This is a genomic window from Streptomyces sp. NPDC050147 (assembly GCF_040660195.1).
Lineage (GTDB): Bacteria > Actinomycetota > Actinomycetes > Streptomycetales > Streptomycetaceae > Streptomyces.
Map to the genome: position 1 here is coordinate 406,310 of NZ_JBFALJ010000003.1, position 25,895 is coordinate 432,204.

The 25,895-nt window shown below is 71.4% G+C and carries 21 protein-coding genes; 12 read left to right on the forward strand and 9 right to left on the reverse strand.

Annotation, left to right across the window (positions count from 1 at the left end):
- Positions 1 to 73: 73 nt before the first annotated feature.
- Positions 74 to 1,276 (reverse strand): ROK family transcriptional regulator, encoded by a 1,203-nt coding sequence (locus AB0I94_RS08275; RefSeq protein ID WP_363308629.1) that lies wholly within the window; start codon positions 1,274 to 1,276, stop codon positions 74 to 76.
- Positions 1,277 to 1,304: 28 nt separating this feature from the next.
- Positions 1,305 to 2,768, reverse strand: coding sequence for a xylulokinase (gene xylB, locus AB0I94_RS08280; RefSeq protein WP_363308630.1), 1,464 nt, complete (start codon positions 2,766 to 2,768; stop codon positions 1,305 to 1,307).
- 194 nt (positions 2,769 to 2,962) lie between these two features.
- Here xylB and xylA point away from each other — a divergent pair, with 194 nt between their 5' ends.
- Positions 2,963 to 4,129, forward strand: coding sequence for a xylose isomerase (gene xylA / locus AB0I94_RS08285; RefSeq protein WP_363308631.1), 1,167 nt, complete (start codon positions 2,963 to 2,965; stop codon positions 4,127 to 4,129).
- Between the two features lie 347 nt (positions 4,130 to 4,476).
- Positions 4,477 to 4,797: a hypothetical protein gene (locus tag AB0I94_RS08290; RefSeq protein WP_363308632.1), complete on the forward strand. Its 321-nt coding sequence runs from the start codon at positions 4,477 to 4,479 to the stop codon at positions 4,795 to 4,797.
- A 28-nt stretch (positions 4,798 to 4,825) separates the two neighbouring features.
- Here the strand turns inward: AB0I94_RS08290 and AB0I94_RS08295 are convergent, their stop codons facing one another.
- From AB0I94_RS08295 to AB0I94_RS08305, 3 genes are all read right to left on the reverse strand, one after another.
- Positions 4,826 to 6,178, reverse strand: coding sequence for an esterase-like activity of phytase family protein (locus tag AB0I94_RS08295; RefSeq protein WP_363308633.1), 1,353 nt, complete (start codon positions 6,176 to 6,178; stop codon positions 4,826 to 4,828).
- 486 nt (positions 6,179 to 6,664) lie between these two features.
- A complete protein-coding gene (locus tag AB0I94_RS08300; RefSeq protein ID WP_363308730.1) occupies positions 6,665 to 7,981 on the reverse strand; it encodes an SWF or SNF family helicase in 1,317 nt (438 codons plus the stop codon).
- 8 nt (positions 7,982 to 7,989) lie between these two features.
- Positions 7,990 to 10,869 carry a DEAD/DEAH box helicase gene (locus tag AB0I94_RS08305; protein WP_363308634.1) on the reverse strand — a complete coding sequence of 960 codons (2,880 nt, stop codon included), beginning with the start codon at positions 10,867 to 10,869 and terminating at the stop codon, positions 7,990 to 7,992.
- A gap of 247 nt (positions 10,870 to 11,116) precedes the next feature.
- On the opposite strand from AB0I94_RS08305, the gene AB0I94_RS08310 reads away from it, so the two are divergent.
- The 3 genes from AB0I94_RS08310 (at position 11,117) to AB0I94_RS08320 (ending at position 16,111) form a co-directional block, all read left to right on the forward strand.
- Entirely contained in the window at positions 11,117 to 12,172 is a 1,056-nt protein-coding gene (locus tag AB0I94_RS08310) for an acyl-CoA desaturase (RefSeq protein ID WP_363308635.1), read from the forward strand.
- Between the two features lie 141 nt (positions 12,173 to 12,313).
- Positions 12,314 to 12,496, forward strand: a complete 183-nt coding sequence (locus AB0I94_RS08315) for a hypothetical protein (protein ID WP_160502917.1) — start codon at positions 12,314 to 12,316, stop codon at positions 12,494 to 12,496.
- A gap of 189 nt (positions 12,497 to 12,685) precedes the next feature.
- Positions 12,686 to 16,111, forward strand: a complete 3,426-nt coding sequence (locus tag AB0I94_RS08320) for a hypothetical protein (protein WP_363308636.1) — start codon at positions 12,686 to 12,688, stop codon at positions 16,109 to 16,111.
- A gap of 26 nt (positions 16,112 to 16,137) precedes the next feature.
- Here AB0I94_RS08320 and AB0I94_RS08325 read toward each other — a convergent pair whose 3' ends face one another.
- Both AB0I94_RS08325 and AB0I94_RS08330 read right to left on the reverse strand, forming a co-directional pair.
- Entirely contained in the window at positions 16,138 to 17,043 is a 906-nt protein-coding gene (locus AB0I94_RS08325) for a hypothetical protein (protein ID WP_363308637.1), read from the reverse strand.
- A gap of 491 nt (positions 17,044 to 17,534) precedes the next feature.
- The gene (locus AB0I94_RS08330) at positions 17,535 to 17,816 is read right to left on the reverse strand and encodes a hypothetical protein (RefSeq protein WP_363308638.1); all 282 of its coding nucleotides are present in this window, start codon (positions 17,814 to 17,816) and stop codon (positions 17,535 to 17,537) included.
- Positions 17,817 to 17,916: 100 nt separating this feature from the next.
- Between AB0I94_RS08330 and AB0I94_RS08335 the strand changes: the two genes are divergently transcribed.
- Complete coding sequence (locus tag AB0I94_RS08335; RefSeq protein ID WP_363308639.1) at positions 17,917 to 18,822, forward strand: oxygenase MpaB family protein; 906 nt, start codon at positions 17,917 to 17,919, stop codon at positions 18,820 to 18,822.
- Here the strand turns inward: AB0I94_RS08335 and AB0I94_RS08340 are convergent.
- The gene (locus tag AB0I94_RS08340; RefSeq protein ID WP_363308640.1) at positions 18,811 to 19,332 is read right to left on the reverse strand and encodes a PadR family transcriptional regulator; all 522 of its coding nucleotides are present in this window, start codon (positions 19,330 to 19,332) and stop codon (positions 18,811 to 18,813) included. The two genes, AB0I94_RS08335 and AB0I94_RS08340, sit on opposite strands and share 12 nt — an antisense overlap.
- Positions 19,333 to 19,434: 102 nt before the next feature.
- Between AB0I94_RS08340 and AB0I94_RS08345 the strand changes: the two genes are divergently transcribed.
- Positions 19,435 to 20,256 (forward strand): alpha/beta hydrolase, encoded by an 822-nt coding sequence (locus tag AB0I94_RS08345; protein WP_363308641.1) that lies wholly within the window; start codon positions 19,435 to 19,437, stop codon positions 20,254 to 20,256.
- A 48-nt stretch (positions 20,257 to 20,304) separates the two neighbouring features.
- Here AB0I94_RS08345 and AB0I94_RS08350 read toward each other — a convergent pair whose 3' ends face one another.
- Positions 20,305 to 20,904, reverse strand: coding sequence for a methyltransferase domain-containing protein (locus AB0I94_RS08350; protein WP_363308642.1), 600 nt, complete (start codon positions 20,902 to 20,904; stop codon positions 20,305 to 20,307).
- Positions 20,905 to 21,055: 151 nt separating this feature from the next.
- On the opposite strand from AB0I94_RS08350, the gene AB0I94_RS08355 reads away from it, so the two are divergent.
- The 5 genes from AB0I94_RS08355 to AB0I94_RS08375 all read left to right on the forward strand — a co-directional run bounded on the left by AB0I94_RS08355 (position 21,056) and on the right by AB0I94_RS08375 (position 25,894).
- Positions 21,056 to 21,829, forward strand: a complete 774-nt coding sequence (locus tag AB0I94_RS08355; protein ID WP_363308643.1) for an MHYT domain-containing protein — start codon at positions 21,056 to 21,058, stop codon at positions 21,827 to 21,829.
- A 62-nt stretch (positions 21,830 to 21,891) separates the two neighbouring features.
- Entirely contained in the window at positions 21,892 to 24,444 is a 2,553-nt protein-coding gene (locus AB0I94_RS08360) for a nitrate- and nitrite sensing domain-containing protein (RefSeq protein ID WP_363308644.1), read from the forward strand.
- Complete coding sequence (locus tag AB0I94_RS08365) at positions 24,441 to 24,875, forward strand: roadblock/LC7 domain-containing protein (RefSeq protein WP_363308645.1); 435 nt, start codon at positions 24,441 to 24,443, stop codon at positions 24,873 to 24,875. The genes AB0I94_RS08360 and AB0I94_RS08365 overlap by 4 nt, the downstream gene beginning before the upstream one ends.
- Positions 24,876 to 24,894: 19 nt before the next feature.
- Positions 24,895 to 25,308: a DUF742 domain-containing protein gene (locus AB0I94_RS08370; RefSeq protein ID WP_363308646.1), complete on the forward strand. Its 414-nt coding sequence runs from the start codon at positions 24,895 to 24,897 to the stop codon at positions 25,306 to 25,308.
- Positions 25,289 to 25,894: an ATP/GTP-binding protein gene (locus AB0I94_RS08375; protein ID WP_363308647.1), complete on the forward strand. Its 606-nt coding sequence runs from the start codon at positions 25,289 to 25,291 to the stop codon at positions 25,892 to 25,894. Before AB0I94_RS08370 ends, AB0I94_RS08375 begins: the two co-directional genes overlap by 20 nt.
- The last annotated feature ends 1 nt before the right edge of the window (position 25,895 follow it).

A 25,895-nucleotide genomic window follows, 5' to 3' on the forward strand; every position in this document is an offset into this window, starting at 1 on the left:
CGGGCGACAAGTGGGCGCCCCGCAAGGCAGCGGCCGGTCAGCCGCGCGGAGCATGGCGAGCGGACAGGCGGTCCTACGCCGCCGCCCCCGCCGGATCATCAAGCACCGCCCGTACGACCGAGTGCGCCGCCCCCAGCAACGGACCGTCGGATCCCAGCCCGGAAACAGCGACAGCGCACGCCGTGCCCGCCGTACGACGCCCCAACTCGCCCCGCAAGGACGGCAGCAACCACGGTGCGAGCCGGGACAAGGCTCCGCCGAGCACCACCGAACGCGGATCCAGCAGGTTCACCGCACCGGTGAGCGCGATGCCCAGTGCGAATCCCGCACCTTGCAGTGCCTTTCGTACGTTCGCGTCGCCCTGAGCGGCGCGCTCCGCCAACAGACCGACGCGGTCCGCACCCGGATCGAGGCCCGCCGCACGCAATACCGCTTCCTCACCCGCGTACTGCTCCAGACAGCCACGTCCGCCACACGGACACGCCGGGCCACCCGGCCACACCGGCACGTGCCCCAGCTCGCCCGCGAAGCCGCGTGTACCGCGCAGCAGCCGCCCGTCGACGACCAGGGCGGCTCCGATGCCGATCTCCGCCGACACGTGGAGGAAGTCCTGGGGCACCTCGTCGCCGAGCCACAGCTCGGCCAGCGCTCCGAAATTGGCCTCGTTGTCCACTGTCAGCGGCAGCCTGCTCGGCAGCAGGGCGCCGAGGTCGACGTCGTGCCAGTCGAGGTTGGGAGCGCGCACCACCACCCCTGTGCCGCGGGCGACCAGTCCGGGGACGGCGAGGGCTAGCCCCGCTGGACGCAGCCCCGCCTGGCGGGCCTCCTCGCTCACCTGCCGCACCAGCGCGATGAGTTCCTTGATGACGGGCTGGGGGGAGCGCCCCCGGTTGTCGCCTTGTCGCACGGCACGCGCGCGTACCTCTCCGCGCAGGTCGACCGCGCACACCGCGAGGTGGTCGACGCCCACTTCGGCGCCGAGGCCGGCCGGCCCGCTTCCGCTTACCGCGAGAGCGGAGCCGGGGCGCCCCACCTTGCCGGGGCGCTCGGGACCCAGCTCGTCCAGGAGCCCGGAGCGGATCAACTCGTCCACCAGCGTGGAGACGGCGGCCCGCGTCAGGCCGATCCGGGTGGCCACGGCGGCGCGGGACAGCGGCCCGTGCGCGGCGACGGCGTGCATGACGCGCGAAAGGTTGCGGCGGCGCATCCCCTGCTGAGTGTCGGGCAGCGGAAGCCCGGACGTGCCCCTGCGCGCGTCGTGCGGTGGTGCGGTCATGCCCCCGTCAGTCCCTGTTCTTCCGTCCTCATGGCCGTGCGTCCTCGTGGCCCCCGGCGTCGAGCAGCGGCGCCGCGTCGGAGACTACCCCGGCGATCCGCGCGAGCGCCGACTCGTCCCGTTCCACAGGGGGCAGCACGGGCCCCTCGGCCGTACCCCAGCGGCGCGCGACAGCCGCCGGGTCCTCACCCGTGAGAAGGCCCGCGGCTTGCGCGGCGGCACCCAGCGCGACCAGTTCCCTGGCCTCGGGCACCTGAACGGCCCGCCCGGAAAGCCGCCGTACGGTGTCCTGCCAGGCCGTGCCGCGCGCCCCGCCGCCGATGAGCAGGAGCGGAGTCGAGCGGTCCGCGTCCGCGTCCAGGACCAGGTCGAGGGCGCCGAGCAGCGAGTGCACAGCGCCGTCGTAGGCCGCCTGCAACAGCTGCCCCGGAGTCGTGTCGTGCCGCAGCCCGTGCAGCAGTCCAGAGGCGCGCGGCAGGTCGGGGGTGCGCTCGCCGTCCAGGTAGGGCAGCAGGGTGACGGCGCCTCCCGCCTCCACCGCCTCACGGTCGAGGCTCAGCAGCGCGGCGACCCGGTCCACGGCCAGGGTGCAGTTGAGGGTGCAGGCGAGCGGCAGCCAGTCGCCGCGCGCGTCGGCGAAGCCGGCGACCGTGCCCGTGGGATCCGCCTGGCGCCGCGTGGAGACCGCGTACACGGTGCCCGACGTGCCCAGGCTCAGCACAGGGGTGCCGGGGCGCAGACCGAGCCCGAGTGCCGCCGCCGCGTTGTCGCCGGTGCCGGGAGCGACCAGCGTGCCTTTGGAGAAGGGGAGTTCGCCGCTCCCGCGTACCGTGCCGGCGACTTCGCCGGGGCGGACCACGCGCGGCAGCAGCTCGGGGTCAAGGCCCACGAGCCCCAGGATCTCCTCGTCGTACGCTTCCGTCGCCGATGCCCACCACCCCGTACCGGAGGCGTCGCCGCGGTCGGTCGTGCCGCTTCCTGTCAGACGTTCGGTGAGGTAGTCGTGGGGGAGCCGCACGGCCGCGGTGGCGCGGGCCGCCTCGGGCTCGTGCTCGCTGAGCCAGGCCCACTTGGTCACCGTGAAGGAGGGGCCAGGCACGCTGCCGACGCGCTCGGCCCACGCCTTGGGGCCGCCGAGCCGGTCCACCAGAGAGCGGGCCTGCGCCGCCGAGCGCACGTCGTTCCACAGCAGCGCGGGCCGCACCGGCCTGGACTGCGCGTCCAGCGTGACGAGCCCGTGCTGCTGACCGCCGACCGACACCGCGGCGGCTTCGCGGGCAGCGGCGCCGCACTGGCCGAGGGCCGCGCTCAGGGCGTTCCACCACTCCTCGGGGTCGCTCTCGCGGGCGGCGCCCGTGCTGACGCTGTGCGGGGCCTGACCGCTTGCCACCACCCTGCCGGTGGCGGCGTCGACGACCAGGACCTTGGTGGACTGCGTGGAGCTGTCCACGCCGACGACGAGGGGCCCGTCGGCTGCTGGCGCTGATGACATCGGGGGTCTCCGTTCCCGCGGCTGTTTTCCGGGCGCACCCGGACTTCTTTCCGTCCGACCTTCCCAGGGATGCCTCCGGATACTAATTTGTTAAGTGCCATGACGAAATAGTCGTGGCAGCCGGACATGAGCGGGCGCGCCGTCGCGCCCCGCTCGGCCGCACAGCCGTGCACCAGTCATCAAGGGAGCCGCACATGACGTACCAGCCCACTCCTGAGGACAAGTTCACCTTCGGCCTGTGGACCGTCGGATGGCAGGGAAGGGACCCGTTCGGCGACGCGACCAGGGCGGCCATCGACCCGGCCGACTCCGTGCGGCAGCTGGCCGAACTGGGTGCCTACGGAGTGACCTTCCACGACGACGACCTGATCCCCTTCGGCGCGTCGGACACCGAGCGCGAGTCGCACATCAAGCGCTTCCGGCAGGCGCTCGACGCGACCGGCCTCGTCGTGCCGATGGCGACCACGAACCTCTTCACGCACCCCGTCTTCAAGGACGGCGGGTTCACCGCCAACGACCGGGACGTGCGCCGCTTCGCGCTGCGCAAGACCATCCGCAACATCGACCTCGCGGTGGAACTGGGCGCACACACCTACGTTGCCTGGGGCGGCAGGGAAGGCGCCGAATCCGGTGCGGCGAAGGACGTACGCGTCGCCCTCGACCGCATGAAGGAGGCCTTCGACCTGCTCGGCGACTACGTGACGGAGCAGGGGTACGACCTGCGCTTCGCGATCGAGCCCAAGCCGAACGAGCCGCGCGGCGACATCCTGCTTCCCACCGTCGGGCACGCCCTCGCCTTCATCGAGCGACTGGAGCGTTCCGAACTGTTCGGCGTCAACCCCGAAGTGGGCCACGAGCAGATGGCCGGCCTCAACTTCCCGCACTCCATCGCCCAGGCCATGTGGGCGGGCAAGCTCTTCCACATCGACCTCAACGGCCAGACCGGCATCAAGTACGACCAGGACCTGCGCTTCGGGGCGGGCGATCTGCGCAGCGCCTTCTGGTTGGTCGACCTCCTGGAGAGGGGTGGTTACGAAGGGCCGCGGCACTTCGACTTCAAGCCGCCGCGCACGGAGGACTACACGGGCGTGTGGGCGTCGGCTGCCGGCTGTATGCGCAACTACCTGATCCTTCGTGAGCGTTCGGCCGCGTTCCGCGCCGACCCGGAGGTCCAGGAGGCTCTGCGGGCATCCCGCCTGGACGAACTGTCCCTGCCGACCGTCGAGGACGGCCTCTCCGGGCTGCTCGCTGACCGCGGTGCCTTCGAGGACTTCGACGTGACGGCGGCCGCCGACCGTGGCATGGCCTTCGAGCACCTCGACCAGCTGGCCATGGATCACCTCCTGGGGGCGCGGGGCTGACCGGAGGCCGCAGCTCCGCTGCGTTTCGGGAGGAATCAACTTGCGCGCAGGGGTCGCATCGTGAACCTTTCAGGGCGACTCTTGACGGTATGGCCATGCCGCCCGTTCCGCCGCCGCCTCCTCCTCCGCCGCCGGGTGACTCACCCCCTCCGGGCGATGGCGGCCTCGGACCACCCGGGGGTGGGTACGGCCCGCCTCCGGGCGGCGGCTTCGGACCACCCCCGGACGGCGGGGGCTGGCCTCCCGCGGGGGGAGGCGGTGTGCCCCCTGGTGGCGGCGGGTGGTCACCTGCTCCACCGCCGGGCGGACCGTCCGGGCGACGGGGCGGGCTTTTCGTCCTGCTCGCGGTGATCGTCGCGATCGGAGCCGTCGTCGCGGTGGTCCTGGTGACCACCAGCGGTGACGGCTCAGGCGACAAGAAGGAGCCCTCCGAGAGCAGCGAGAGCTCGGACGGCAAGCCCACGCCGTCGCTGAGCATCCCGTCGGAGATCCCCTCCGAGCTGCCGTCGAAGGTGCCGACAGAGATGCCCTCGAACCTGCCGAGCGGCCTGCCGTCGGGCTTGCCCAGCGAACTGCCGAGTGACCTGGACTCCCTGGTCCCCTCACGTGCGGACAACGAGGTGCCCTACTACTTCCTGAAGGGGAACCTCATCCGACCCGGGGCCTGAACGCCGCGTTGCACGCGGGCTCGGCAGATCAGATGCCCTTCGGCAGCCGCACGTACGTCACCGTGGTCTCCACGTCGCTGTCCACGAGCCGGCCCTCCTCGTCGAACGCCTCCGCCCCGTCCGTCATCCCGAAGTCGTTGTCATTGATCAGGGCGAGCGTGTGGTTGTTCACGCGGGCCACGCCTTCGATCTTGTCGGGTACACCGTCCACGCCTCCCAGGTCGACCAGCAGACGCTTCGCCAGGACGGGCACTCCGGAGGCCGCCGGATCGTCGAGCTGCTCCAAGGAGGGCCTTGTGGTGTCGTCGTCCCACTGCTCGCCGAGGATGTCGGAGCCGCGGTCGAGCTTCACCACGTGCAGGCGCGCGGCCTTGTCGGTGCGCTCCTCGACCAGGAGCCGCTCACGGCCGACGGCCACCACGGAGGAGATCTTCAGCTCCGACGTGTCGTCCTCGCCCGGGTCGACGACACCCACCGCGTCGAAGCGATACGCGTACTCGGCGGTGACCTTCTGCTTCTTCGGCGAGAAGCGCAGCAGGCGCGTCGTCCGCGACGCGTCGCCCGCATCCTCGTCCGGCACGGACAGGGGGCTCTGGACCGCCATCACGAGGTCACCCCCGGGGAGTTGAGCGAGCCCCTCAAAGCCGCGGTTGCCCTTGCGGTGCAGCAGAATGCCCGGAAGCGCCTCGACGACCGGGTAATCGGCGCCCGACAGCTTAAGGCCCTCGGGGACATAGCGCTTGAGCACCTTCCCGCGCGCGGAGACGTGGACGAGCGAGGGTCCGTACTCGTCGACCAGCCAGAAGCTGCCGTCGTGCGCCCGCACGATGCCCTCGGTGTCGAGGCCGTTCGGGTCGTAGGTCAGTGCCGTCTTCGCGTCGTAGGTGTACGGCGCCTCATCGCGCCCTTCCTGGTTGGGCAGCCCGGTGACGGGCTTCCCCGAGGAGGTGGTCAGCGGGAGCGCGTCGATGACCTTCACGGTGTCACCGGTGACGCGGACCTTCACGATCGCCGGATCGAAACCGGGGACGGGGAAGGTGCGACGCTTCTTGCCGTCCACCTTTATCTGGCCGTTGGGCCCGCGGTCGGTGACCGTCCAGAACTCGCCTTTGCGGCCGGCCGGGTAGATGTCGCTGCCTATGCCGCCGAGGTTCACACCGCGGTCGTCGCTCACCGTGCCGGGCAGCAGGGAGTTGCTGAACGTCCCCAGAGGGACGTCGCCGAGCGTCGCCGTCGAGGTGATCCGAGGCGCCTTGTCCTTGCCGCCGGACTGGGCGCCCGTGGCGGTACCGGTCACCGCGATCGCGGCGAGCACGGCGATCGGCACACCCGCGGCGACGGAACGGCGGACGCGACGCTTACGGGCGGCGTGCGGGGACATGAGTGCCTCCTGGGGCGCAAGTGTTAGGTGACAGCGATCAGACTTCGCCGCCGCCGCGAACGCAGGGAGGCACAAAGGTGAACGTGAGGGGGCGTGCTGACGGCGCCTCCCAGGAGGGGCGGGAAGCGCCTTCGTTCGGTACGGGCCGGTCAGCGGCGGTTGGGCACCTGGCCCTTGTCGCTTCCCTTCGTCCGGATCGCACTGACGTAGTCCATCACTCTGGGGCACCGCGGAGCGGGGGAGTCCAGTCGCGGTCGGCACCCTCTGAACCGGTGTGATCCACACTCTCGGATGTCATGCCCGCGCTCAATCGCTGGCCAGGGGAGCACTCGCGCCGGTGTTCCCGGCGCGTGTGAGCGTTTCGGATACGCCGGGGCGGCCGCCCATTCCGGCCAGGTGTAAGGCCTTGGCGGAAGGCCCTGGTGGCGTCATGGACGCCCTGGTCCGGTGCGGGCCTGCGGGAAGCGCGCACCGGACCTGCCCGCTCTATTCGCCGCCGGTCACCACGGCCAGTGCCGTCGCCGGGTCGTGGGCCGCGGGGCCCGCCGGGCTCCAGCGGCCGCGCTCCTTGCGGTAGGGCCACCAGCGGCCGTCGGCGCCGTGCCGCAGCTGGGCGTCGCCCCCGACCACGGTCCAACGGTTACGGGCGGCGCGCAGCCGCGGACGCTCCTCGTCGTCCCAGGCCGCGTCCAACGCCGCACGCGCGCGTGCCAGCGCGTCCGCCTCAGGGGTCCACTCCTCCTCCAGGACGGTCAGCGCGGCCGGGCCGCCGTACTCCCAGGCCCGGACGGCCAGCGCGAGGCCGTCCTTGCCGCGGTCCCCGGCGGTCGCGAGGCGCGCGGCCACCGGTGCGGGTGCCGAGGTGGCGAGGCGCACGGCATCTTGGGCCGGCGTCAATTCCGGCTCGACCGGCTGACGCTCGTGCCCGGGGGAGAGCGCCTCGGCCAGCATCCGGTGCGCCTCCACGGCCGCCTGCGCCGCCAGGAATTCGAGTGCCGCCACATCGAGGCCGGGCGCGGGCTCCTCCTCGGTGTCGAGCGAAGGCGGCAGACCCGGCTCTGAGGGCAGTGGAGGCAGATCGGGCAGCGGAGGCAGGATGGCTCCCTCCGCGTACGCCTCGTCGGCGTCCACGCCCTCCTGGGCCCCGTCCTGCTCCTCCGCGGGCGTCTCCTCGGCTTCCGCCTGCGCCACGCTGCGTACTTGCAGCTCGTCCAGCAGCTCGCGCTCCGCCCGGCCGCGCATCAGGAACAGTACGAACGGGTCCTGGTCGAGCAACCGGGCCACCTGGTAGCAGAGCGCGGCGGTGTGCCCGCAGTGATCCCAGGCGTCGCAGTCGCACTGGGGCTCCAGGTCACCGATGCCCGGCAGCAGTTCGACTCCGGCCGCCGCCGCGTCCTCCACGAGGTGTGGCGGCATCTCGCGGTCGAGCAGCGCCGCGATGTGCCCGGCCCGCTCGACGGCCATACCCAGGAAGCGGTCCCACTCCTCCTCGCTGAGCCGCTGCAGCAGTACGTCGGAGCGGCGCGGGGCGCCGTCGCGGTCCTGGACGACCGCGGTGATCCGGCCGGGGCGCACCGAGACCGCGCCTACGGCTCCCGCGCGCGCGAACCTGCGCCCGGCCTTCAACTGCTGGAGATCCAGAGCCGTGTCCTCGAGGGCCTTCAGCCAGGCCTGTCCCCACCAGCTCTGCGCGAACGCCCGGCCGTGCGTGGCCGGCAACGCGGCGAAGGTGCGCTCATGTTCGTACGCGCCCTCTCCATGACGTCCGTCCCCGCGCGTTTCGCCGTTCGGCTCGTCGTACATGTCGTCGCTCATCGAGTCCCCCCTCGCAGCTCCACCAGATCCGACAGCTCGGCGTCGGTGAGTTCCGTCAACGCCGCCTCGCCGGAACCGAGCACCGCGTCAGCCAACTCCCGCTTGCGCACCAGCATGTCGGCGATGCGGTCCTCGATCGTCCCCTCCGCGATCAGCCGGTGGACCTGCACCGGCTGCGTCTGCCCGATGCGGTACGCGCGGTCGGTGGCCTGCGCCTCGACGGCGGGGTTCCACCAGCGGTCGTAGTGCACGACGTGCTCGGCCCGCGTCAGGTTCAGTCCGGTCCCCGCCGCCTTCAGCGACAGCAGGAAGACCGGGACCTCGCCGTCCTGGAAGCGCTCCACCATCGCCTCACGCGCCGCGATGGGCGTGCCGCCGTGCAGGAACTGAGACGGGGTGCCGCGGGCCGCGAGGTGCCGCTCGATGAGGCGCGCCATCTGGACGTACTGCGTGAAGATGAGAACGCTCGCGTCTTCGGAGAGGATCGTGTCGAGCAGCTCGTCGAGGAGTTCCAGCTTTCCGGAACGGCCCTCGATCCGCGGCTTGTCCTCCTTGAGGTACTGCGCGGGGTGGTTGCAGATCTGCTTGAGACCGGTGAGCAGCTTGACGATCAGACCGCGTCGGGTGAAGCCGTCGGCGCCGGAGATCTCGGCGAGGGTCTCGCGAACCACGGCTTCGTAGAGGCCCGTCTGCTCCGTGGTGAGGGATACGGCGCGGTCGGTCTCCGTCTTGGGCGGCAGTTCGGGTGCGATGCCCGGGTCGGACTTGCGCCGGCGCAGCAGGAAAGGGCGTACGAGCTGGCCGAGCCGCTCGGCGGCTGCCGGGTCCTTGCCGCTCTCGACGGCCTGGGCGTAGCGGGTGCGGAAGGTGCCGAGCTTGCCGAGCAGGCCCGGTGTCGTCCAGTCGAGGATGGCCCACAGCTCGGAGAGGTTGTTCTCCACGGGGGTGCCGGTGAGCGCCACGCGTGCGCGTGCGCCGATGGTGCGCAGCTGTTTGGCGGTGGCCGAGTACGGGTTCTTGACGTGCTGGGCCTCGTCGGCGACGACCATGCCCCAAGGGGTGTGCGCCAGGCTGCCCGCGTCGAGCCGCATCGTGCCGTACGTGGTGAGCACGAACTCCCCGTCGGAGAGGCCCTCCAGGCTGCGCCGAGAGCCGTGGAAGCGGCGTACGGGAGTGCCGGGGGCGAACTTCTCGATCTCGCGCTGCCAGTTGCCCATGAGGGACGTGGGGCAGACGACGAGGGTGGGCCCGGCGGTCTCGGTGTGGGTCTGCCGGTGCAGATGCAGGGAGATGAGGGTGATCGTCTTGCCGAGGCCCATGTCGTCCGCGAGGCAGCCGCCGAGCCCCAGGGAGGTCATCCGGGCCAGCCAGTTCAGGCCGCGCAGCTGATAGTCGCGCAGGTTCGCGGCGAGCGCTTCGGGCTGACCGACGGGCTCCATGCCCTCGGGGTCCGCGAGGCGTTCACGCAATGTGGCGAGCCAGCCCGTCGGCTGGACGTCCACACGCTGTCCGGCCAGTTCGGTGGTGCCCGTCAGGACGGCGCTCAGGGCGTCGATCGGGGTGACCTTGTGGTCCTGGTGTGCGCGAGCGCGCCGCGCTTCTTCGGGGTCGATGAGCACCCACTGGTCGCGCAGGCGCACCACCGGGCGGTTGGCTTCGGCGAGCTGGTCGAGCTCTGCGCGGGAGAGCTGTTGATCGCCCAGCGCGAACCGCCAGTTGAAGGCGAGCAACGCGTCGGCGGAGAGGTACGACGGCGTGTCCGACGACGGCTTGTCCGCGTCCTTGGCGTCGACGGTGTCGTCATCGGGTGGGCCGATGACCGCGCGGGCGGTCAGATTGCGCGCCAACTCCTTGGGCCAGTGCACCGCCACACCGGCAGTGGCGAGCATGCGCGACCCCTCGCCCAGGAGCGAGGCGACTTCTTCGTCGGCGAGTTCGATCGCATCGGGGACGGTGGCCGAGAGCAGCGGGGCCAGCGGCGGCCACGCGCGCGTGGCGCGTCGCAGCGCGAGCAGGGCGTCCATCCGCGACCGAGGCCCGAAAGCCTGCCCCGAGGCGCCGGAGCCGGCCCACGCCTCGGCGGCGTCCGCGACGAGCGAGGGGTCGCTGACACTGTGCAGCTGCAGTACGGCACGGAACGGCAGCCGGGTCCCGTCGGGGGTGTCCGACACCAGACCGGGCACTTCGACGCGCAGCGAGATCCGTACGCCTGCGTCGTGCCCGGCGGCGACATCGGCGGCCCAGGGGCGCTGCTCGGGGATGCGCTGGGGCTGCGGCGAGGTGAAGGCCGCAGCGCCCGCGGCCAGTGATGCGGCCGGCGTGCGCGGCAGAGTGTCGGCCACCGCGTCCAGGAACTGGCGCAGCAAACGCTCGGGTTCGGGCAGCCGCAGGGGTTCGGAGCCGCCCTCCAGCGGAAGGGCGTGCGCGGCGGGGGGCATCGCGGCGGCAAGGTCGCGCAGGCGTCGCAGGTCGTCGGCGCCCAGCGGGCCCGAGCGCCACGCGTCGTGATCGCTCGACGTCAGCCCGGGCAGCAGCAGTCCGCGCGCGGCGAGTTGCAGCGCGAGCAGGCCTGCCGTGCCCCAGAACGCGGCCGTCGGGTGAGCGCCCGCTGATGCACGCGCGCGTGTCAGAACCGGCAGCGCAGCGCGCATCGGAAGAACTACCGCGGATACGTCGCTGAGCCGGGCTCCGGCGTCGCCGGGGACCGCGATGGCCAGTTCCTCGACGGTGCCCGCGGGGCAGGCGGGAGGTGGGTCTCCCTCGGGGTGCCAGAAGGCGACCCGGCCGGTGCGTGCCGGGTCGGCGGCTACGAACAGGACGGAGCAGCGGGACAGTTCAGAGATCTCGGAAGGTGACGCGGCAGAGGGCCTGGGCACGGCGATGGCGCATTCCTCAAACTTGACTACTGGGCTTGAGCGCCCGAGAGTACAACACGGCGGCCTCAAGACGTGAGCGATCACAGGGTGATCCACGTCACGAAGCGCGGAAGGGTGTAGCTAGCCCCCCTTCCAGACGGTGCTGGCCCCCTCCCGAGACGGGTGAAGGCGCCATGGTTGTCCCAGGTCACGGGCTCATAAGTTGGGTCACGTCAGCCCGATCCAGCCAGAGACCGGAGACCTCACCATGCCCCAGGCCGCCGCAGCAGTCGCGGAACGTCCCCCAGGCTCCACCACGAGCCAGCCCGCCGGGAGCGATTTCGCACCTCTCCTGCGCACCGTCAAGGAGCAGGGGCTCCTGGGCCGCCGCACCGGCTGGTACGCCCGCACCATCGCCATCAACACCGTGGCCCTCGCCGCGGTGGCGACGGGCATGTTCCTCATCGGCGGCTCCTGGTGGGTACTGCTCCTCGCGCCCGTCCTCGCCGCACTGTGTGCCCGTACGGCGTTCATAGGCCATGACGCCGGGCACTCCCAGATCACCGGCGACCGCGGCGTGAGCCGCACCATCGGGCTCATTCACGGCAATCTCCTGCTCGGCATGAGCTCGGCATGGTGGAACGACAAGCACAACCGCCACCACGCCAACCCCAATCACATCGACAAGGACCCCGACGTGGCCGCGGACGTCCTCGTCTGGACGAGCAAGCAGGCCAAGCTCCGCGTGGGCTTCCGGCGCTGGCTCACCCGCAACCAGGCCTGGCTGTTCTTCCCACTGACGTTGCTCCAGGGCATCGCCATGAAGATCTACGGCTTCCAGGACCTGCGCCGCCAGGGCCCGCGCGAACGACTGGTCGAGGGCTTCCTCCTGGTGGCCCACCTCATCGGATACGTGACGCTCCTGCTCGCCACCATGCCGGTGGGACACGCCGTCGCCTTCGCCGCCATCCACCAGGCGCTCTTCGGCCTGCACCTTGGACTGGCCTTCGCGCCCAACCACAAGGGCATGGAGATGCCCGACCCCGACGGGGAGCGCTGGGGCCACCTCAGCCGCCAGGTCCTCACCTCGCGCAACATCCGCGGCAGCGCGCTGACCGACTGGTTCCTGGGCGGACTCAACTACCAGATCGAGCACCACCTGTTCCCGAGCATGCCCCGCCCCAGCCTGCGGCGCGCCCAACCGCTGGTCCGCGCCCACTGCGCCAAGCTGGGCGTGCCGTACGCGGAGGCCGGATTCGTCGACTCCTACCGACAGGTACTGCGCCACATGTACGAGGTCGGCGAGCCGCTGCGGGCCGAGTAGCCGCGCGTACCGCGGCGCACCTCAGGGTTACGTCAGGGTCACTCCTCAGGGGTCTATCAGGGGAGCAATCTGGAACCGTGGACGGCCTGAGCCCGTTTCTCAGGACAGAGAGCGGCAGCAGCCGCGAAGGAGGCGACACACATGTCGAAGAACGCGAAGATCGCCGCAGGAGGTGTGGCGGCCGGCATCATCCTGTTGATCTGGCTGCCCTGGTGGGCCGCACTCCTGATCGTGCTCGGAGTCCCGGCCGCGGCGTATCTGACCCTCGACCCCGGACAACGGCGCAGGCTACGCCGCGTCTCGCGCAAGGAGATCGGGCACTGACCCGGCACCCCGCATCGGGCATCACACCGGTGAAGGGCTGCCCGCCGTGCAGCTGACGGCTTCTCCGCTCGCGGTCCCGCCCATGGCGGCACCGCGAGCGGAAAACCCATTGCGCCCGGGCGGTTCCGCCGTGACCATGGCGCACATGACTTCCCGAAAGGAGGCCCAGCGATCCCACGGTGATCGCTGATGGCCGCACACGAGGCGTCGCAGACGCCGTCCCCCCAGCCGCAGCCCACTCCCGCGCCGCTGACCCCGGCCTGGCTGACGGCTCACTTCGACCCACTGCCCTTCCCGGCCCGCATGAGCGCCCTCGCCCGTTACGCCCGCGCGCTCACCGAGGACGCGTACGGCACACTCCGCGCGGCCCTCGCAGCAGGCACCCCGGACGAACGGCACACCGCCCTCTTCCTCGCCGTCGCCCGGCGCGACCTCACCACCATCGCCGACGCCCTCGCCGAACCTCTCCTGTGCCGCCGCGCCCTCTCGGCCGCCATCCGGCTTCCGGTGCCGGAAACGGCCCTGGAACAGCTCGCGTTGAGCGACATCGGGGCGGCACGGCACGGGACCTACCGCGTGCTGCGCCTGAGTCGGCGACGCGCCCTCGCCGCACACCTGCTGCCCGAGGTCCACGAACGATTCGGCGCACGGGACGCCGCCCACCTGCTGCCCGCATGCCCCGCCGAGACGGTCGGCGCATGGTTGCCCCGACTCGATCCGCCTGCGGGCGTACTGAGCGCGCTGACCCGCACCGCACCGCTCGCCGTGGCCCAACTGCTCGTCACCCATGGTGAGAGCCGCGCCAACCGCGACCGCCATCGCTTCGTGGGCCGCTACCGTGCGATCGCGAGCGCGGCCGCGGAACGTGACCTGGAGGCAGGGCTGCTGCTCCTGGCCCAGGTCCCGGATCTCCTGACCCCGCGAGCGGCCCGAACGCTGCTCCGTGGCCCGGCCGAAGTCCTCGAGATCCTGCGCGCCGCCCCGCCCGACCAGGACGGCTCACCCCGTGAACTGCGGATCTGCTCCGGAGCATTGCCGCCCGCCACCATGCGAGCCCTGCACGCGCTTTCACCTGCGGACCTGGTGGATCTCGCCCGCCGCTGCCCCGTGACGCAGCCACGGCACCGGGGACCGGGACGTCACGACATCGAGCCCGACAGCCTCCTGGTGCTGCTGCCCGCACCGGAACGGCGCCGCCTCGTCGAGGAACGCAGCGCCCGACGCCGCTCCGTACGGAGCCTGCCCCTGGCCACGCTCACGGCCCTCGAGCCGGCCGACAGGGTGGCGCACGTCATGCCCTGGGTGGAGCGCTTGTCGCGTCAGGAGTGGACGTTGAGCCGCCTTGCCGCCGGGCTTCCGCTCGCTGTGGGAGAACCCATGCTGCGCGACATGGCCGGGCGGCACCGCGTCCATCAGCGCCTGGTGGCCTGGCCCGCGCTGCTCGCCTGCGCGGAACTCGAAGGCGACCCGGATGAGTTCGCACGGATCGCAGGTGACTGCGAGCGGGCCTGGCACGACCAGGAGGAGGTGCGCAGGGCCGCCCTCCAACAGCTCGCGGGGGCGCCCTCAGGTCTGCTCGCGGCGCTGCCCGACCGGGTCCTGCGTGACGCGGCGCTGACCACCGTCCAGTCCCGCGACTCGACCACCCACACCCTGGCCGCGGCGGACCAACTGCTCCGCCGTGCCGCGGAGAGCGCCACGGTGACCGGCACATCCAACCGCGCGGTCTACGCGACGGAACTGCTCTGCCACGTCCTGTCCGACCCACGCTCCCGCACGACGATCGCGCCGCTGCGCATCGGCGAGGAAGCGGCGCGTGCCATCTGGTCCGCCACAGCGCAGGGCACAACGGCACGCCCCGACCTGCGCACCGTGCTCGCGGAACTCCTCGCGCCGCACCTCACCGCACTGCCGGAACTGGACGCTCTGGTGCGTGCCCTGGCGCTGGAGTCCGACAACCCGGACATCGCCGCCCGCGCGGCGGCCGCCTGGGTGGGCCCGGTGGAGCTACGGGAGCGACGCAGCGCCGAACTGATCGGCCGCGACGCGTCGTTCGCGTCGGTGCCGGTCATCCTGCGCACCGTCGTGACCCGGCGGACCGACCTGCTGGACTCCGTGCTGCTTGCCGCTCGGGAAGGGCTCACAGGCCGCGTCCGCCCCCGCACCGCCCCCTGGGCCGCGGGGGTGCACACAGGCGTCACCGGTCGCTGGCTGCCCGCGCAACGCCGCGCGTGGGACGAGCACCACGCGCGCGTGGCCGCCGACGAGCTGGCTCCCCTGCGCACCCGTGCCGACGCGGCAGCCCAGGTACGCGAATCCGCGCTGCTGACCAGCCTCGCGGATGCGGCGCCACAACCCGTCGCCGCGGCGGCGCTCGGCGCGCTGGGCGAGGTCGTCGGCGAGGCTCACGACGGCGTACCGCACACCACCGAGCCATTGCTGGGCATCCTGCTGCGGCACGCCGGGACGGGCGGCGTCCGGGGGAGGGCCGCCATGGCATCCGTACGCCGACTCCTGGCGGTGGTACCGGACCCGGAGGCGATTGCCCTGCTCGCCCCCGTGGCCTGTGCGGCGGACGCCCCCGTCGGTTCCCGCAAGGAAGCCGTCCGCGCCCTTGGCGCGCTCACCGGTGGCGCGGCGTACGACGCGCTGCTGGCCGCCTGGGACGCACCGCGGCAACACCGCGACGTACGCGCCGTAGTGGCGCGCCATCTCCTGGCAGAGATCGACCGCCCCGCCGTAGCCGATCGCCTGGCTCGGGCGGCGGACGAACCCGCAGTACGGGAAGCGGTGGTTCACGCGCGCGTGGGGCCCGTAAGCGCATCTGCAGGGGAGGCCTACGCGGATTTCCTGGCACGCTTGGTGAGGGACGGCGGCGAAGAGACTGTGGTCGCCGCGTGCCGCGCCCTGCCCACCTGGTTCACACCACGTTCGGCCGAAGCCATGCGGGCCGTCGCCGATGTCGCCACGGACCCGCGGCGGCGCCGACGGGAGTGGAACGCGGCCGTACAGCAGTTGTCCTGGTTCCCCCGAGGGCCGGTGGCAGGGCCCATCCTGAAGAACGTCATCCGGCGGCTTCAGGAACTCGCCGGCACGCCGGAGCCACGGGTGCGCGCCGACGCGCTCCGTCGTCTCAAGGGCATCGCCGAGGCCGTGCGTGTCCGGCGAGGCTCCGCCCACACGCTCCTCTTCGCCGATGCCTTGGCCCTGTCGCTGCATGCCGTGGGCCTGTGCCCCGATGCGGCGGCCTTGACGTGGGACACGTCGCTGGCTGCCGTGCGCCACGGCGAACATCACGCGGCGCGCTGGGAGCGGCTGCTGGATCTGGTGGAGGAGCGCCCCGAACGGCTGCCCCTGGGGAGCGAAGTCCATCTCGATGTCCCGGCGCCACGCGCGCGTGCGGCCCTGCTCGCGGCCGCCCGGCTGCTGCGCGAGCGAGGGACCACAGTGGCCGGGGTGATGGCGCTCGCGCTGGTGCGTGCGGGTGGCCGGGCGACGTCGTGGGACGGGACCTGGCGCGCCGAACTGGTGGCTCTGCGCGGTCACGCGGACCACGACACCGCCATGGGCGCGTTTCTCCTCGCCTCCGAACTGGACCCCTCACGAGACGCGTGACCAGGGGGTCGCGCCGATCGGAGCGATCAGGTGGGGCGTACGGCCATCTTGTCGAGAGCGTCGAGGAGCGAGGGGAGTTCGGGGCCGCGGCCCACCGGCAGTACCTCGCCGGGCTCTTCGTCGAGAAGCACGAACGCGATGTCGTCGGTCCTGGCGACCATGGACCAGCCAGGGCCGTCGGCACGAAGGGTGCGGGCCTCTCCAGAGGCGAACGAGGACCGCACGCGGCCCAGCGGCGGCGGAGCGTTCACATACGCCCGTGCCTCCGCCAACACTCGACGCACCCCGGTGAGGGGAGCCTGAGCGGCATCGGCATCGGCATCGGCATCGGCATCGGCGTCGCCATGGCCATCGGCCGTGGGACCTTTGCCGCTCCCGGGGCCGGCGCCCCCGCCCTCCTGAGCAGCCTCGTCCTCGGCGCCGTCGGTCAAGAAGTCGGCGTCGTCGATCTGCTCGCGCCACGCCGCCCACTGGAGCGCGATCTCGTCGGCGCCCAGCCGACGCTGAGCAGGACCCCAGGTGTCGGACTGAGGAGGTGAGAGCGGCCTCTGGTCCGCTTCCTCGGGCTCGGGGTCGTGCGGGGCGGGCACGTTGGGCGCCGCGACGGCGACCGCGAGCGGCCAGCCGGGCAACGCGGCGGCCACCGTACGTTCGTCGGGCGACAGGTCGTACTCCATGCCGCAGTCCCAGGAGGCGATGGCGACGGCCACGAGTGACACGTCGTCGACGACGACGGTCCACCGGGCACCCGCACCGTCCTGACCGAGCACCAGACCGTACCCGGCGGCGAGTGGCGCGAGTCCCAGGGCCGCGCACGCCTCCGGATAGTCGTCACCGAGCACACTCGGGAACTTCGCGGGCGTCAGCAGCACCGCGGTCAGGACGTACAGCGCGTCGTCCTCGGCGGCGACAGCGTCGTCCGTTCCTGCCATGCCGGCCTCCCCATCGCTTCGTCTGTCGGCGCACCCTAACCACAGGTCCGCTCGACCGTCGAGGGGTGTGTGACCAGGAGGGGTGCTCGTGCGCGCCGGGAATCTCGCTCGTGTGACCCCGTGCCGGACGCCTACGCTGGGTGTCATGCACAGAGCCAGTTCGCACTACGTCTGCCTGCCGTGCCGTGCTTCTTTCAAGAAGCCGGTCGACTACGACCGCGTGCGTACCGACGTCTGCCCGCAATGCGAGGGCCCGTTGCTCAACGCGGGCTCGGCACTCGCCGTGCCCAAGCGCCGCGACAAGGCGGCCTGGCGCGCCTTGAGCGTGGTCCTGTTGGCCGGGCTCCGCTTCCGGCAGGGGTGCTGCGGCGACGGCCCGGGCTATCGCCCACGTACACCGCGCGAGATCCGAGAACGCCTCGCGCACGCGGCCGAGACAGGCGACCCCCTCCAAGAGGCACTGGCCTGCCCCGAGCCCACGCACACGGACGTCAGGCGGCAGGCAGGCCGAGGAGCGTACGTGCCACGTCCGCCGGCGGCTCGTCGCGCTCCCGGGCGAGGGCGATGACCGCTCGGCACGCGAGTTCGCTGACACCGAAGGACAGCGCCTCCGGCGACACCCAGCCGGCGGCTTCGTCCGCGCGGTCCTGATCATCATCGGCACACGCGGCCACGTAGACGGCAGCCGCCTCGAAGAGGTTGTGCGGGCGGCGCTCCTCCTTGCGGCCAGCAGCGTCGTCCGTGCGCCACAGCTTGCGGATCTTGTCGAACATGTGGGCCACCTTCCCCCGGTTGTGGTTGCCGCTGATGATCACTCATCTGTTGTAGCCCAACGTAGAGTTGGAGCTCCGACGACAGAAGGGGGGCCGTGCGGTGAAGCGCTATGACCGGCTCAAGGAGATTCGGCGTCTCGATCCGGAGAAGGACGCCCTGACGATCTACCGGCTCACCGCGACGTACGAGTTCCCCTGGGATTACACGCGTGCTCTCGAGCTCGCGCTCTACCGCACCTACGCCGTTCCCAGTATCGGCCGTCTCCTCGCCGAGACGGCGGAACTGACGGACCGTGCGCAGAAGCGGTACGACGACACGGCTCTGCTCCTCGACACTGTCGTGGAGCACGGCTTCGGCACGGACGAGGGCCGCACCGCGATCCGCCGCATCAACCAGATGCACCGTAGCTACGACATCAGCAATCAAGACATGCGCTATGTGCTGTGCACGTTCGTGGTGATGCCCAAGCGCTGGATCGACGCCTACGGCTGGCGCAAGCTGTCACGCCATGAGAAGACCGCGGCCGCCGTCTATTACCGCACCTTGGGGCGGCACATGGGGATTCAGGACATCCCGGACTCCTACGAAGCCTTCGAGAAGTGTCTCGATGCCTACGAAGAGGCACACTTCGCGTGGGACGAGGGCGCACGCAGGGTCTCCGACGCGACCCTCGACCTCATGGCCTCCTGGTACCCGCGTCCTCTGGCGCCCTTGTTGCGTGCCTCGACCCGTGCCCTGCTTGACGAGCCCCTTCTGCGCGCCTTCCGCTACGCACCACCAAACGCCGCCACCCGCAAGGTGGTCAGGAGCGCGGTGCGTTTGCGCGGCCGGGCCGTGCGCCTGATGCCGCCCCGCAAGGCGCCGCATTACGCCCGGCAGAACTGGGAGATCAAGGGTTACCCGCGGGGGTACCGAGTCGGTGAGCTCGGCACGTTCCCGGTGCCCGGCGCCCGAGGCTGTCCGGTGCCGCACAGTGGCGAGTCGGCGCCGACCTCAGCGGAGTGAGTCCAATGTCGTCCGCAGCCACGCGAGTTCGGCACGGCTCGTCGCGCGGGCGATGGTGAGGATGCCGCGTCGGAACGGATCGTCGAGTTCCTCGGCGCGCAGCGGGCGCTCGCCGTCGTAGAAGAAACTGGCCGGCTCCTCGAGGAAGGCCAGACGGCGCTCGAGGACCGCGGCCTGGGCCGCCTTGTCGTCGACGTGGCGGAGAAAGGCGAGGACCGTGAACCAGCGGTTCTCATCGGTGATGTCGGCCTGCTGCGGCTCCGTGAGCCTGCGGCACAGCTCCCTCCTGCCTTCCGCCGTGAGGTTCAGGACATGGCGGGGTGCCGCCACGGAACCGGGCTGTGTCTCGCGGGCCAGCAGTCCGGCCTTCTCCAGCCGTTTGATGGCGGGGTACAGCGTGCTCTCCGCGACCGGGCGTACGTGCCCGGTCAGCGCCGTGATGCGCTTGCGCAGTTCGTAGCCGTGCAGGGGCGCGTCGTAGAGAAATCCGAGGATGGCCAGTTCGAGCATGCCGTGCATTCTGCCGTACCGGCGGTGTACCTTTCCCTGGCAATACATCGGCGGCGATGTATTCTCCCGTGGGTGTATAGGTGAACGAGTGAGGGAGTGACGATGCGACAGGCACGGTTCGACGCGCACGGCAGCTGTGTCCGCTGGACGGAGAGCGAAGGAGCCGACCCGGCCCGGGTGTACGTGCACGGGCTCGGCGCGGCGTCGTCGGTCTATCACGCGCACATCGCGGCCAGGCCCGAGCTGGCGGGACGCCGGTCGCTCTTCGTCGATCTGCCGGGCCACGGCATCAGCGACCGTCCGGCGGACTTCGGTTACTCCCTGGAGGAACACGCGGATGCCCTGGCCGCCGCGCTGGACGAGGCTCAGGTGACCGGTGCGGAGATAGTCGCGCACAGCATGGGCGGGGCCGTCGCCATCGCGCTCGCGTACCGCCGAGGCGATCTGGTGTCCCGTCTGGTGCTCACCGAGGCCAACCTCGACCCCGACCCGGCAGTGACAGAGGGCAGTAGCGGCATCGCGGCTTACGAAGAGGAGGACTTCGTGACCGACGGCTACGCGCGCGTGCTCGACAAGGTCGGCCCCACGTGGGCGGCGACCATGCGGCTGGCCGACCCCCGAGCCCTGCACCGCAGCGCGAGAGGACTGGTGAGGGGAACGCGACCCACGATGCGCGCGATGCTCATGGAACTGCCCGGCGAGCGCGTCTTCTTGCAGGGAGCGCGGAGCGGCGAGCTTCCGGGGGCACGCGAGCTGATCGCCTCCGGGGTGAAGGTCGTCACCGTGCCGAGGGCGGGGCACAACGTCATGTTCGACAACCCGGAGGCGTTCGCCTGCGCCGTGGCAGGACGCCCGCATCCTGCAGATCAGGTCACATCGGGCCCAGATCGCCTGACCGAGGCGTTCTCGGCGACATCTTCGTGAACCTCCCGCCGACCGGGTGTGTTGCCCGTCCGGACGGGCGCTGTCGGCCTACTCCTCTCGGACGGCCAGAGCGAGGAACCGTGAGTCCTCGTCGACGTACGAGGTCAGCCGCCAGCCGGCACCGGCGAGCAACGGGCGGAGGTTCGCCTCGGCACGCAGATCGTCCTGGGTGAGCTGGCGACCCTGCCGAGCCGCGAGCGCCGCCCGGCCGATGGGGTGGAAGAGGGCAAGAATCCCGCCGGGGCGTACGACACGTCGCAGCTCATTCAAGTTCACGGCCGGATCGGGAAGATGGGAGACCAAGCCAGCGCCGAACACGGCATCGAGCGCCGCGTCGCGCACCGGCAGCCGCGTCACGTCGGCGAGCAGGAGGTGCCCCACGCGGCCCCTGCCCGCCCGTGTGGCAGCCTCCAGCATCGCGGGTGTCAGATCGGCCCCGATCACGATTCCCGAGGGCCCTACGGCCTCCCTGAGCGCCGGCAGCGCGCGTCCGGTGCCACACCCGGCGTCGAGGACGCGCCCGCCGGGCTCAAGACCGAGTTCGGACGCGGCGGCCCGGTAGGCGGGCCCGTCGTCGGGGAACCGGCTGTCCCAGTCGGCCGCTCGGGCGGAGAAGAAGTCGCGGACACGCGTGTGGTCATCGCTCATGTGGCCATGATTGCGCAACGACTCGCATGCGCGTTGGGGGCACATGTTCGAGCGCCACGCGATCGTTCAGGACCCTCTCTCTGTCATATTCCAACACCTTTCGAACTGCGCCCCCGTTGTGCGCCCCCGCCCGGACTAGCGTCCCGGAGCCATGGGACACTTGGACCACGCCACCTTCGGCTGGCTGACCCCCGCGCTGTCGTACGCGATGGCCTGTATCGGCGCCGCTCTCGGGCTGCGTTGCACCGTCCGTGCGCTCGGCGCCACGGGCACCTCACGCCGCAACTGGCTCATCACCGCGGCCTCCGCCATCGGGGCGGGCATCTGGACGATGCACTTCGTGGCCATGCTCGGCTTCGGCGTCACCGGCACGGAGATCCACTACAACGTGCCCTTGACCATCCTGAGCCTCGTCGTCGCGATGGCCGTCGTCGGAGTCGGGGTCTTCGCCGTCGGATACGGCCGTAACCGCGGACGTGCGCTCGCGCTCGGCGGGCTCACCACCGGGCTCGGCGTCGCCTCCATGCACTACCTGGGCATGGCCGCGCTGCGGCTGCACGGCAACGTGCGCTACGACCCCGTGCTGGTCGGCCTCTCCGTGGTCATCGCCGTCGTTGCCGCGACCGCGGCCCTGTGGGCGGCTCTCAACATCAAGTCACCTGTCGCTGTCGCCGTCGCGTCACTTGTCATGGGCGGGGCGGTGAGCAGCATGCACTACACCGGGATGCTGGCCGTGAGTGTGCGGGTCACCGAGTCGGGCGCGGCATTGTCCGGCGCGACGACCATGCAGTTCATCTTCCCTCTCGCGGTCGGCCTCGGCTCCTATCTCTTCCTGACCTCCGCGTTCGTCGCGCTCTCTCCGACCTCGGGGGAGCGTGAGGCCTCCGTGGCGGCCCAGCGTCCGGTGGAGCGAGCCGCCGGATAGCAGCGCCTCCGGCCCGGTCACGAACGGGCTGACATCCCGATATCTCTCCGAGCGAGGAGGCCATGCCTACACCCCCCAGGACCCCTGACCCGGCCGACGACATGCCGCCGCCGAAGACCGTGGCCCCCGCACGTGGTCGACGCGCGCACGCGGGGCCGCCCGCCGACGAACGCCCCGACGCGGAAGCCCCCGGGGAGCCCGGACCGTCGACGGCCCCCGCGTCGCGTGAACACTCGTGGTGGCCGCGCCCGCGCACCGTACGAGCCAAGATCGTGTGCCTGCTGATGGTTCCGGTCGTCTCCCTGATCGGGCTGTGGGGGTATGCCACGGTCAGCACGGCCCAGGACGTCGCTCACCTGCGGCAACTGCAGCGCGTCGACGCGGAGGTACGCGGCCCTGTCGACACGGCCGTCGCCGCACTGCAGGCAGAGCGCGTGGCAGCGGTGCGTTACGCGACCCGACCCGCGCCCGACGGTGGCAGCGACCTCAAGAGGCGGGCGGAACGCACGGACCGCGCGATCGCGAAGCTGCGCCGCGGTGAGGGCGGGACGGTCGCCGACGGAGCCGACATGCCCACCGGCGTGGCCTCCAGGCTCGCGTCGTTCGTCACCGCTGTCGAGCGCCTGAGCACGTTGCGGGCCGACGTGATCGACGGGCGCACGGGCTGGGACGCGACCTACGGCCAGTACACGAAAACCATCTCGGCCGCCTTCGGGGTCGGCGGCGCTCTCACCGGCATCCAGGATGCCGAACTCGGCTCCGACGCGCGCGTGCTGCTCGAATTCTCCCGAGCCGCCGAGATGCTGGCCCGCGAGGACGCCGTCCTGTCCAGCGCCCGGCTCGACGGCTCCCTCGACGGTGAGCGACTGCGACAGTTCACCGGAGCCGTCGACACCCGGCGGACCCTGACCGACGCGGCGGTTGCGGATCTGCACGGATCCGAACGTGAAGCGTGGCAGGCCCTCGTGGAGGGACGTGCGTACGCCGACGTGCGCGCCGTCGAGGACAAGGTGCTCGTCGCGGCGCCGGGCCGCAAAGCCGCCGACGCGTCATCGGCAGCCAAGTGGGACAGCTCCCATGCCGCGGTACGGGACGAGCTGCAGGCGATCGACGTGGGCGCGAGCCGCAGCGCCGCAGACCGGGCCGACCCGTTGACCCGCGGATTGCTCACACCGGCAGGCGTCGCCGTGTTCCTCGGGCTCCTCGCCGTCGTCGCCTCACTGGTCATCTCCGTACGCATCGGGCGAGGCCTCGTCGTCGAGCTGGTGAGTCTGCGCAACGGCGCCCTGGAGATCGCCCGCCACAAACTCCCGCACGCCATGAGGAGGCTGCGCGCCGGTGAGGAGATCGACATCCACGCCGAAGCACCCCCGGGGCCGCCTGCGGAGGATGAGACGGGGCAGGTCTACGAAGCGCTCGGCACGGTGCACCGGGCGGCCCTGCGCGCCGCCATCGAGCGCGCCGAACTCGCCAGCGGCATCTCGGGCGTCTTCGTCAACCTCGCCCGCAGGAGCCAGGTCCTCGTCCATCGCCAGCTCAGCCTCCTCGACGGCATGGAGCGCCGGGCGGACGACCCGAACGAACTCAGCGACCTCTTCCGGCTCGACCACCTCACCACCCGGATGAGGCGACACGCGGAGAGCCTGATCATCCTCTCCGGAGCCGCGCCGGGACGCGCCTGGCGTCTGCCCGTCTCCTTGACGAACGTCGTCCGAGCGGCCGTCTCCGAAATCGAGGACTACGCGCGCGTGGAGGTACGACAACTCCCCACCGCCGCGGTCCTCGGGACGGCAGTCGCCGACCTCACCCATCTCCTGGCCGAACTCGTCGAGAACGCCGCCCAGTTCTCGCCGCCCCACACCAAGGTGCGGGTCAACGGCGAACCGGTCGGCAACGGCTACGCCCTGGAGATCGAGGACCGTGGCCTGGGCATGGGCACGGAGGCCCTGGCCGAGGCCAACCGCCGCATCGAGCAGTCCGAGGCGCTCGATCTGTTCGACAGTGATCAACTGGGTCTCTTCGTCGTCAGCAGGCTCGCCGCGCGACACGGGATCAAAGTGCACCTCCGCACGTCCCCTTACGGCGGTACCACCGCGGTCGTCCTCCTGCCTACCGCACTACTGCAGAGCGCCACGCCGGAGAGTGCCGGAGGCCACACCATGGAACGTGACCGTGAACAGAGCGCGCACGCGCGCGTGCCCGATGCCACACCGCTGAACGGCAACTCCGTTCCGGCCCCGGCCGCCCGCCCCGCGCTGACCGCGTCGACGGATGCCCCGGCGGCGACACCCCCAGGCGTCACGGCCCTTCGCCTGCACAAGCCTCCGGCAACGGAACCCGACACCGCCCCGGAGCCTTCGGACGACCTCCCGCGCCGCGTGCGTCAGGCCAGCCTTGCCCCACAGCTGCGCGAGCGCCCCCAAGACGACGCTGCCGGGACCGTGAGCGTCCGCGAAGACACCGGACGCACCCCCGAAGAGGTACGGGACCGTATGGCCGCCTACCGCGACGGCTGGACCCGCGGAGGCGGCCGCAGGCCGGGCATCGTCGGCGCGGTCCCCGACATCCCAGGCCCCGCCCCGGCCAGTGACAGCACCGAAGGAGACCACGCATGATCCAGGATCAGAGCATCACCGCCGGCAGGGCCGGCGAACTCGACTGGCTGCTCGATGACTTGGTGCTGCGCGTCGGCGAGGTACGGCACGCCGTGGTCCTCTCCAACGACGGACTCGCCGTCGGCGCCTCGACCGCCCTCACTCGAGAGGACGCCGAACACCTCGCCGCTGTCGCCTCCGGATTTCACAGCCTCGCCAAGGGGGCGGGTCGGCACTTCGGAGCCGGGGGAGTGCGTCAGACCATGGTGGAGATGGACGACGGCTTCCTGTTCGTGGCAGCTGCGGGCGACGGCTCCTGCCTCGCCGTGCTCAGCTCCGTGACCGCCGACATCGGCCTGGTCGCCTACGAGATGGCGCGCCTCGTCAAACGGGTGGGCGAACATCTCCACACCCCTCCGCGCTTCGCGGCTCAGCCGCCGGCTGCCGGATGAGACAGGGCGGCAGACGCGGATGACCGAGGACGAGAGCGGCGTCCCGCGCGACGCCGGCAGCCAGTGGTACGACAACGAGGCCGGACCGTTGGTCCGTCCCTACGCGATGACGGGCGGGCGGACCCGTCCGGGCCCCAGCGGAGTGCGCTTCGACCTGATCGCACTCGTGGCGCTGGACGCGAACGCACCGAGTCCCGGGGATGACACCGCGCTCGGCCCGGAACACCGATCGCTCATCGAACTGTGCCGTACCGAGACCCAGTCGGTCGCCGAACTGGCGGCCGGCGCCGATCTGCCCGTGGGCGTGGTCAGAGTACTGCTCGGCGACCTGCTGGAAATGGGCTGCGTGAATGTGAACCGACCCGTGCCACCCGCACAGCTACCCGACGAGAAGATCCTGCGAGAGGTGATCGATGGGCTCCGAGCACTCTGACGCCGACGGCGGCGACACGACCGCCATGGCGTTGAAGATCCTGGTCGCGGGCGGCTTCGGGGTGGGCAAGACCACCCTGGTCGGCGCGGTCAGCGAAATCCGTCCGCTGCGCACCGAGGAACTCCTCAGCGAGGCGGGCCAGTCGGTGGACGACACCGGCGGAGTCGACCGCAAGACCACGACGACCGTCGCCATGGACTTCGGCCGCATCACCATCAGGTCCGGCCTGTCGCTGTACCTCTTCGGTACGCCGGGGCAGGACCGTTTCTGGTTCCTGTGGGACGAGTTGTCCCAGGGCGCGCTCGGTGCCGTCGTCCTCGCGGACACCCGACGGCTCGAGGACTGCTTCCCCGCCGTCGACTACTTCGAGCACCGGCACATCCCGTTCGTGGTGGCCGTCAACTGCTTCGCGACCGCGCGTACGTACGGTGCACATGAAGTGTCACGGGCCCTGGACCTCGACCGCGGCACCCCCGTGGTGCTGTGCGACGCACGGGACCGCGATTCGGGAAAGGAGGTGCTGATACGCCTGGTCGAGTATGCCGGGCGGATGCATACCGCCCGGCTGCTCGACACGGTGGGCTGAG

Bases quoted from the DNA above. Each gene is read 5' to 3' on its own strand.
- AB0I94_RS08275 (WP_363308629.1), bottom strand. From the start codon at position 1,276: ATGACCGCACCACCGCACGACGCGCGCAGGGGCACGTCCGGGCTTCCG.
- xylB (WP_363308630.1), bottom strand. From the start codon at position 2,768: ATGTCATCAGCGCCAGCAGCCGACGGGCCCCTCGTCGTCGGCGTGGAC.
- xylA (WP_363308631.1), top strand. From the start codon at position 2,963: ATGACGTACCAGCCCACTCCTGAGGACAAGTTCACCTTCGGCCTGTGG.
- AB0I94_RS08295 (WP_363308633.1), bottom strand. From the start codon at position 6,178: ATGTCCCCGCACGCCGCCCGTAAGCGTCGCGTCCGCCGTTCCGTCGCC.
- AB0I94_RS08300 (WP_363308730.1), bottom strand. From the start codon at position 7,981: ATGTACGACGAGCCGAACGGCGAAACGCGCGGGGACGGACGTCATGGA.
- AB0I94_RS08310 (WP_363308635.1), top strand. From the start codon at position 11,117: ATGCCCCAGGCCGCCGCAGCAGTCGCGGAACGTCCCCCAGGCTCCACC.
- AB0I94_RS08315 (WP_160502917.1), top strand. From the start codon at position 12,314: ATGTCGAAGAACGCGAAGATCGCCGCAGGAGGTGTGGCGGCCGGCATC.
- AB0I94_RS08320 (WP_363308636.1), top strand. From the start codon at position 12,686: ATGGCCGCACACGAGGCGTCGCAGACGCCGTCCCCCCAGCCGCAGCCC.
- AB0I94_RS08325 (WP_363308637.1), bottom strand. From the start codon at position 17,043: ATGGCAGGAACGGACGACGCTGTCGCCGCCGAGGACGACGCGCTGTAC.
- AB0I94_RS08330 (WP_363308638.1), bottom strand. From the start codon at position 17,816: ATGTTCGACAAGATCCGCAAGCTGTGGCGCACGGACGACGCTGCTGGC.
- AB0I94_RS08340 (WP_363308640.1), bottom strand. From the start codon at position 19,332: ATGCTCGAACTGGCCATCCTCGGATTTCTCTACGACGCGCCCCTGCAC.
- AB0I94_RS08345 (WP_363308641.1), top strand. From the start codon at position 19,435: ATGCGACAGGCACGGTTCGACGCGCACGGCAGCTGTGTCCGCTGGACG.
- AB0I94_RS08350 (WP_363308642.1), bottom strand. From the start codon at position 20,904: ATGAGCGATGACCACACGCGTGTCCGCGACTTCTTCTCCGCCCGAGCG.
- AB0I94_RS08355 (WP_363308643.1), top strand. From the start codon at position 21,056: ATGGGACACTTGGACCACGCCACCTTCGGCTGGCTGACCCCCGCGCTG.
- AB0I94_RS08360 (WP_363308644.1), top strand. From the start codon at position 21,892: ATGCCTACACCCCCCAGGACCCCTGACCCGGCCGACGACATGCCGCCG.
- AB0I94_RS08365 (WP_363308645.1), top strand. From the start codon at position 24,441: ATGATCCAGGATCAGAGCATCACCGCCGGCAGGGCCGGCGAACTCGAC.
- AB0I94_RS08370 (WP_363308646.1), top strand. From the start codon at position 24,895: ATGACCGAGGACGAGAGCGGCGTCCCGCGCGACGCCGGCAGCCAGTGG.
- AB0I94_RS08375 (WP_363308647.1), top strand. From the start codon at position 25,289: ATGGGCTCCGAGCACTCTGACGCCGACGGCGGCGACACGACCGCCATG.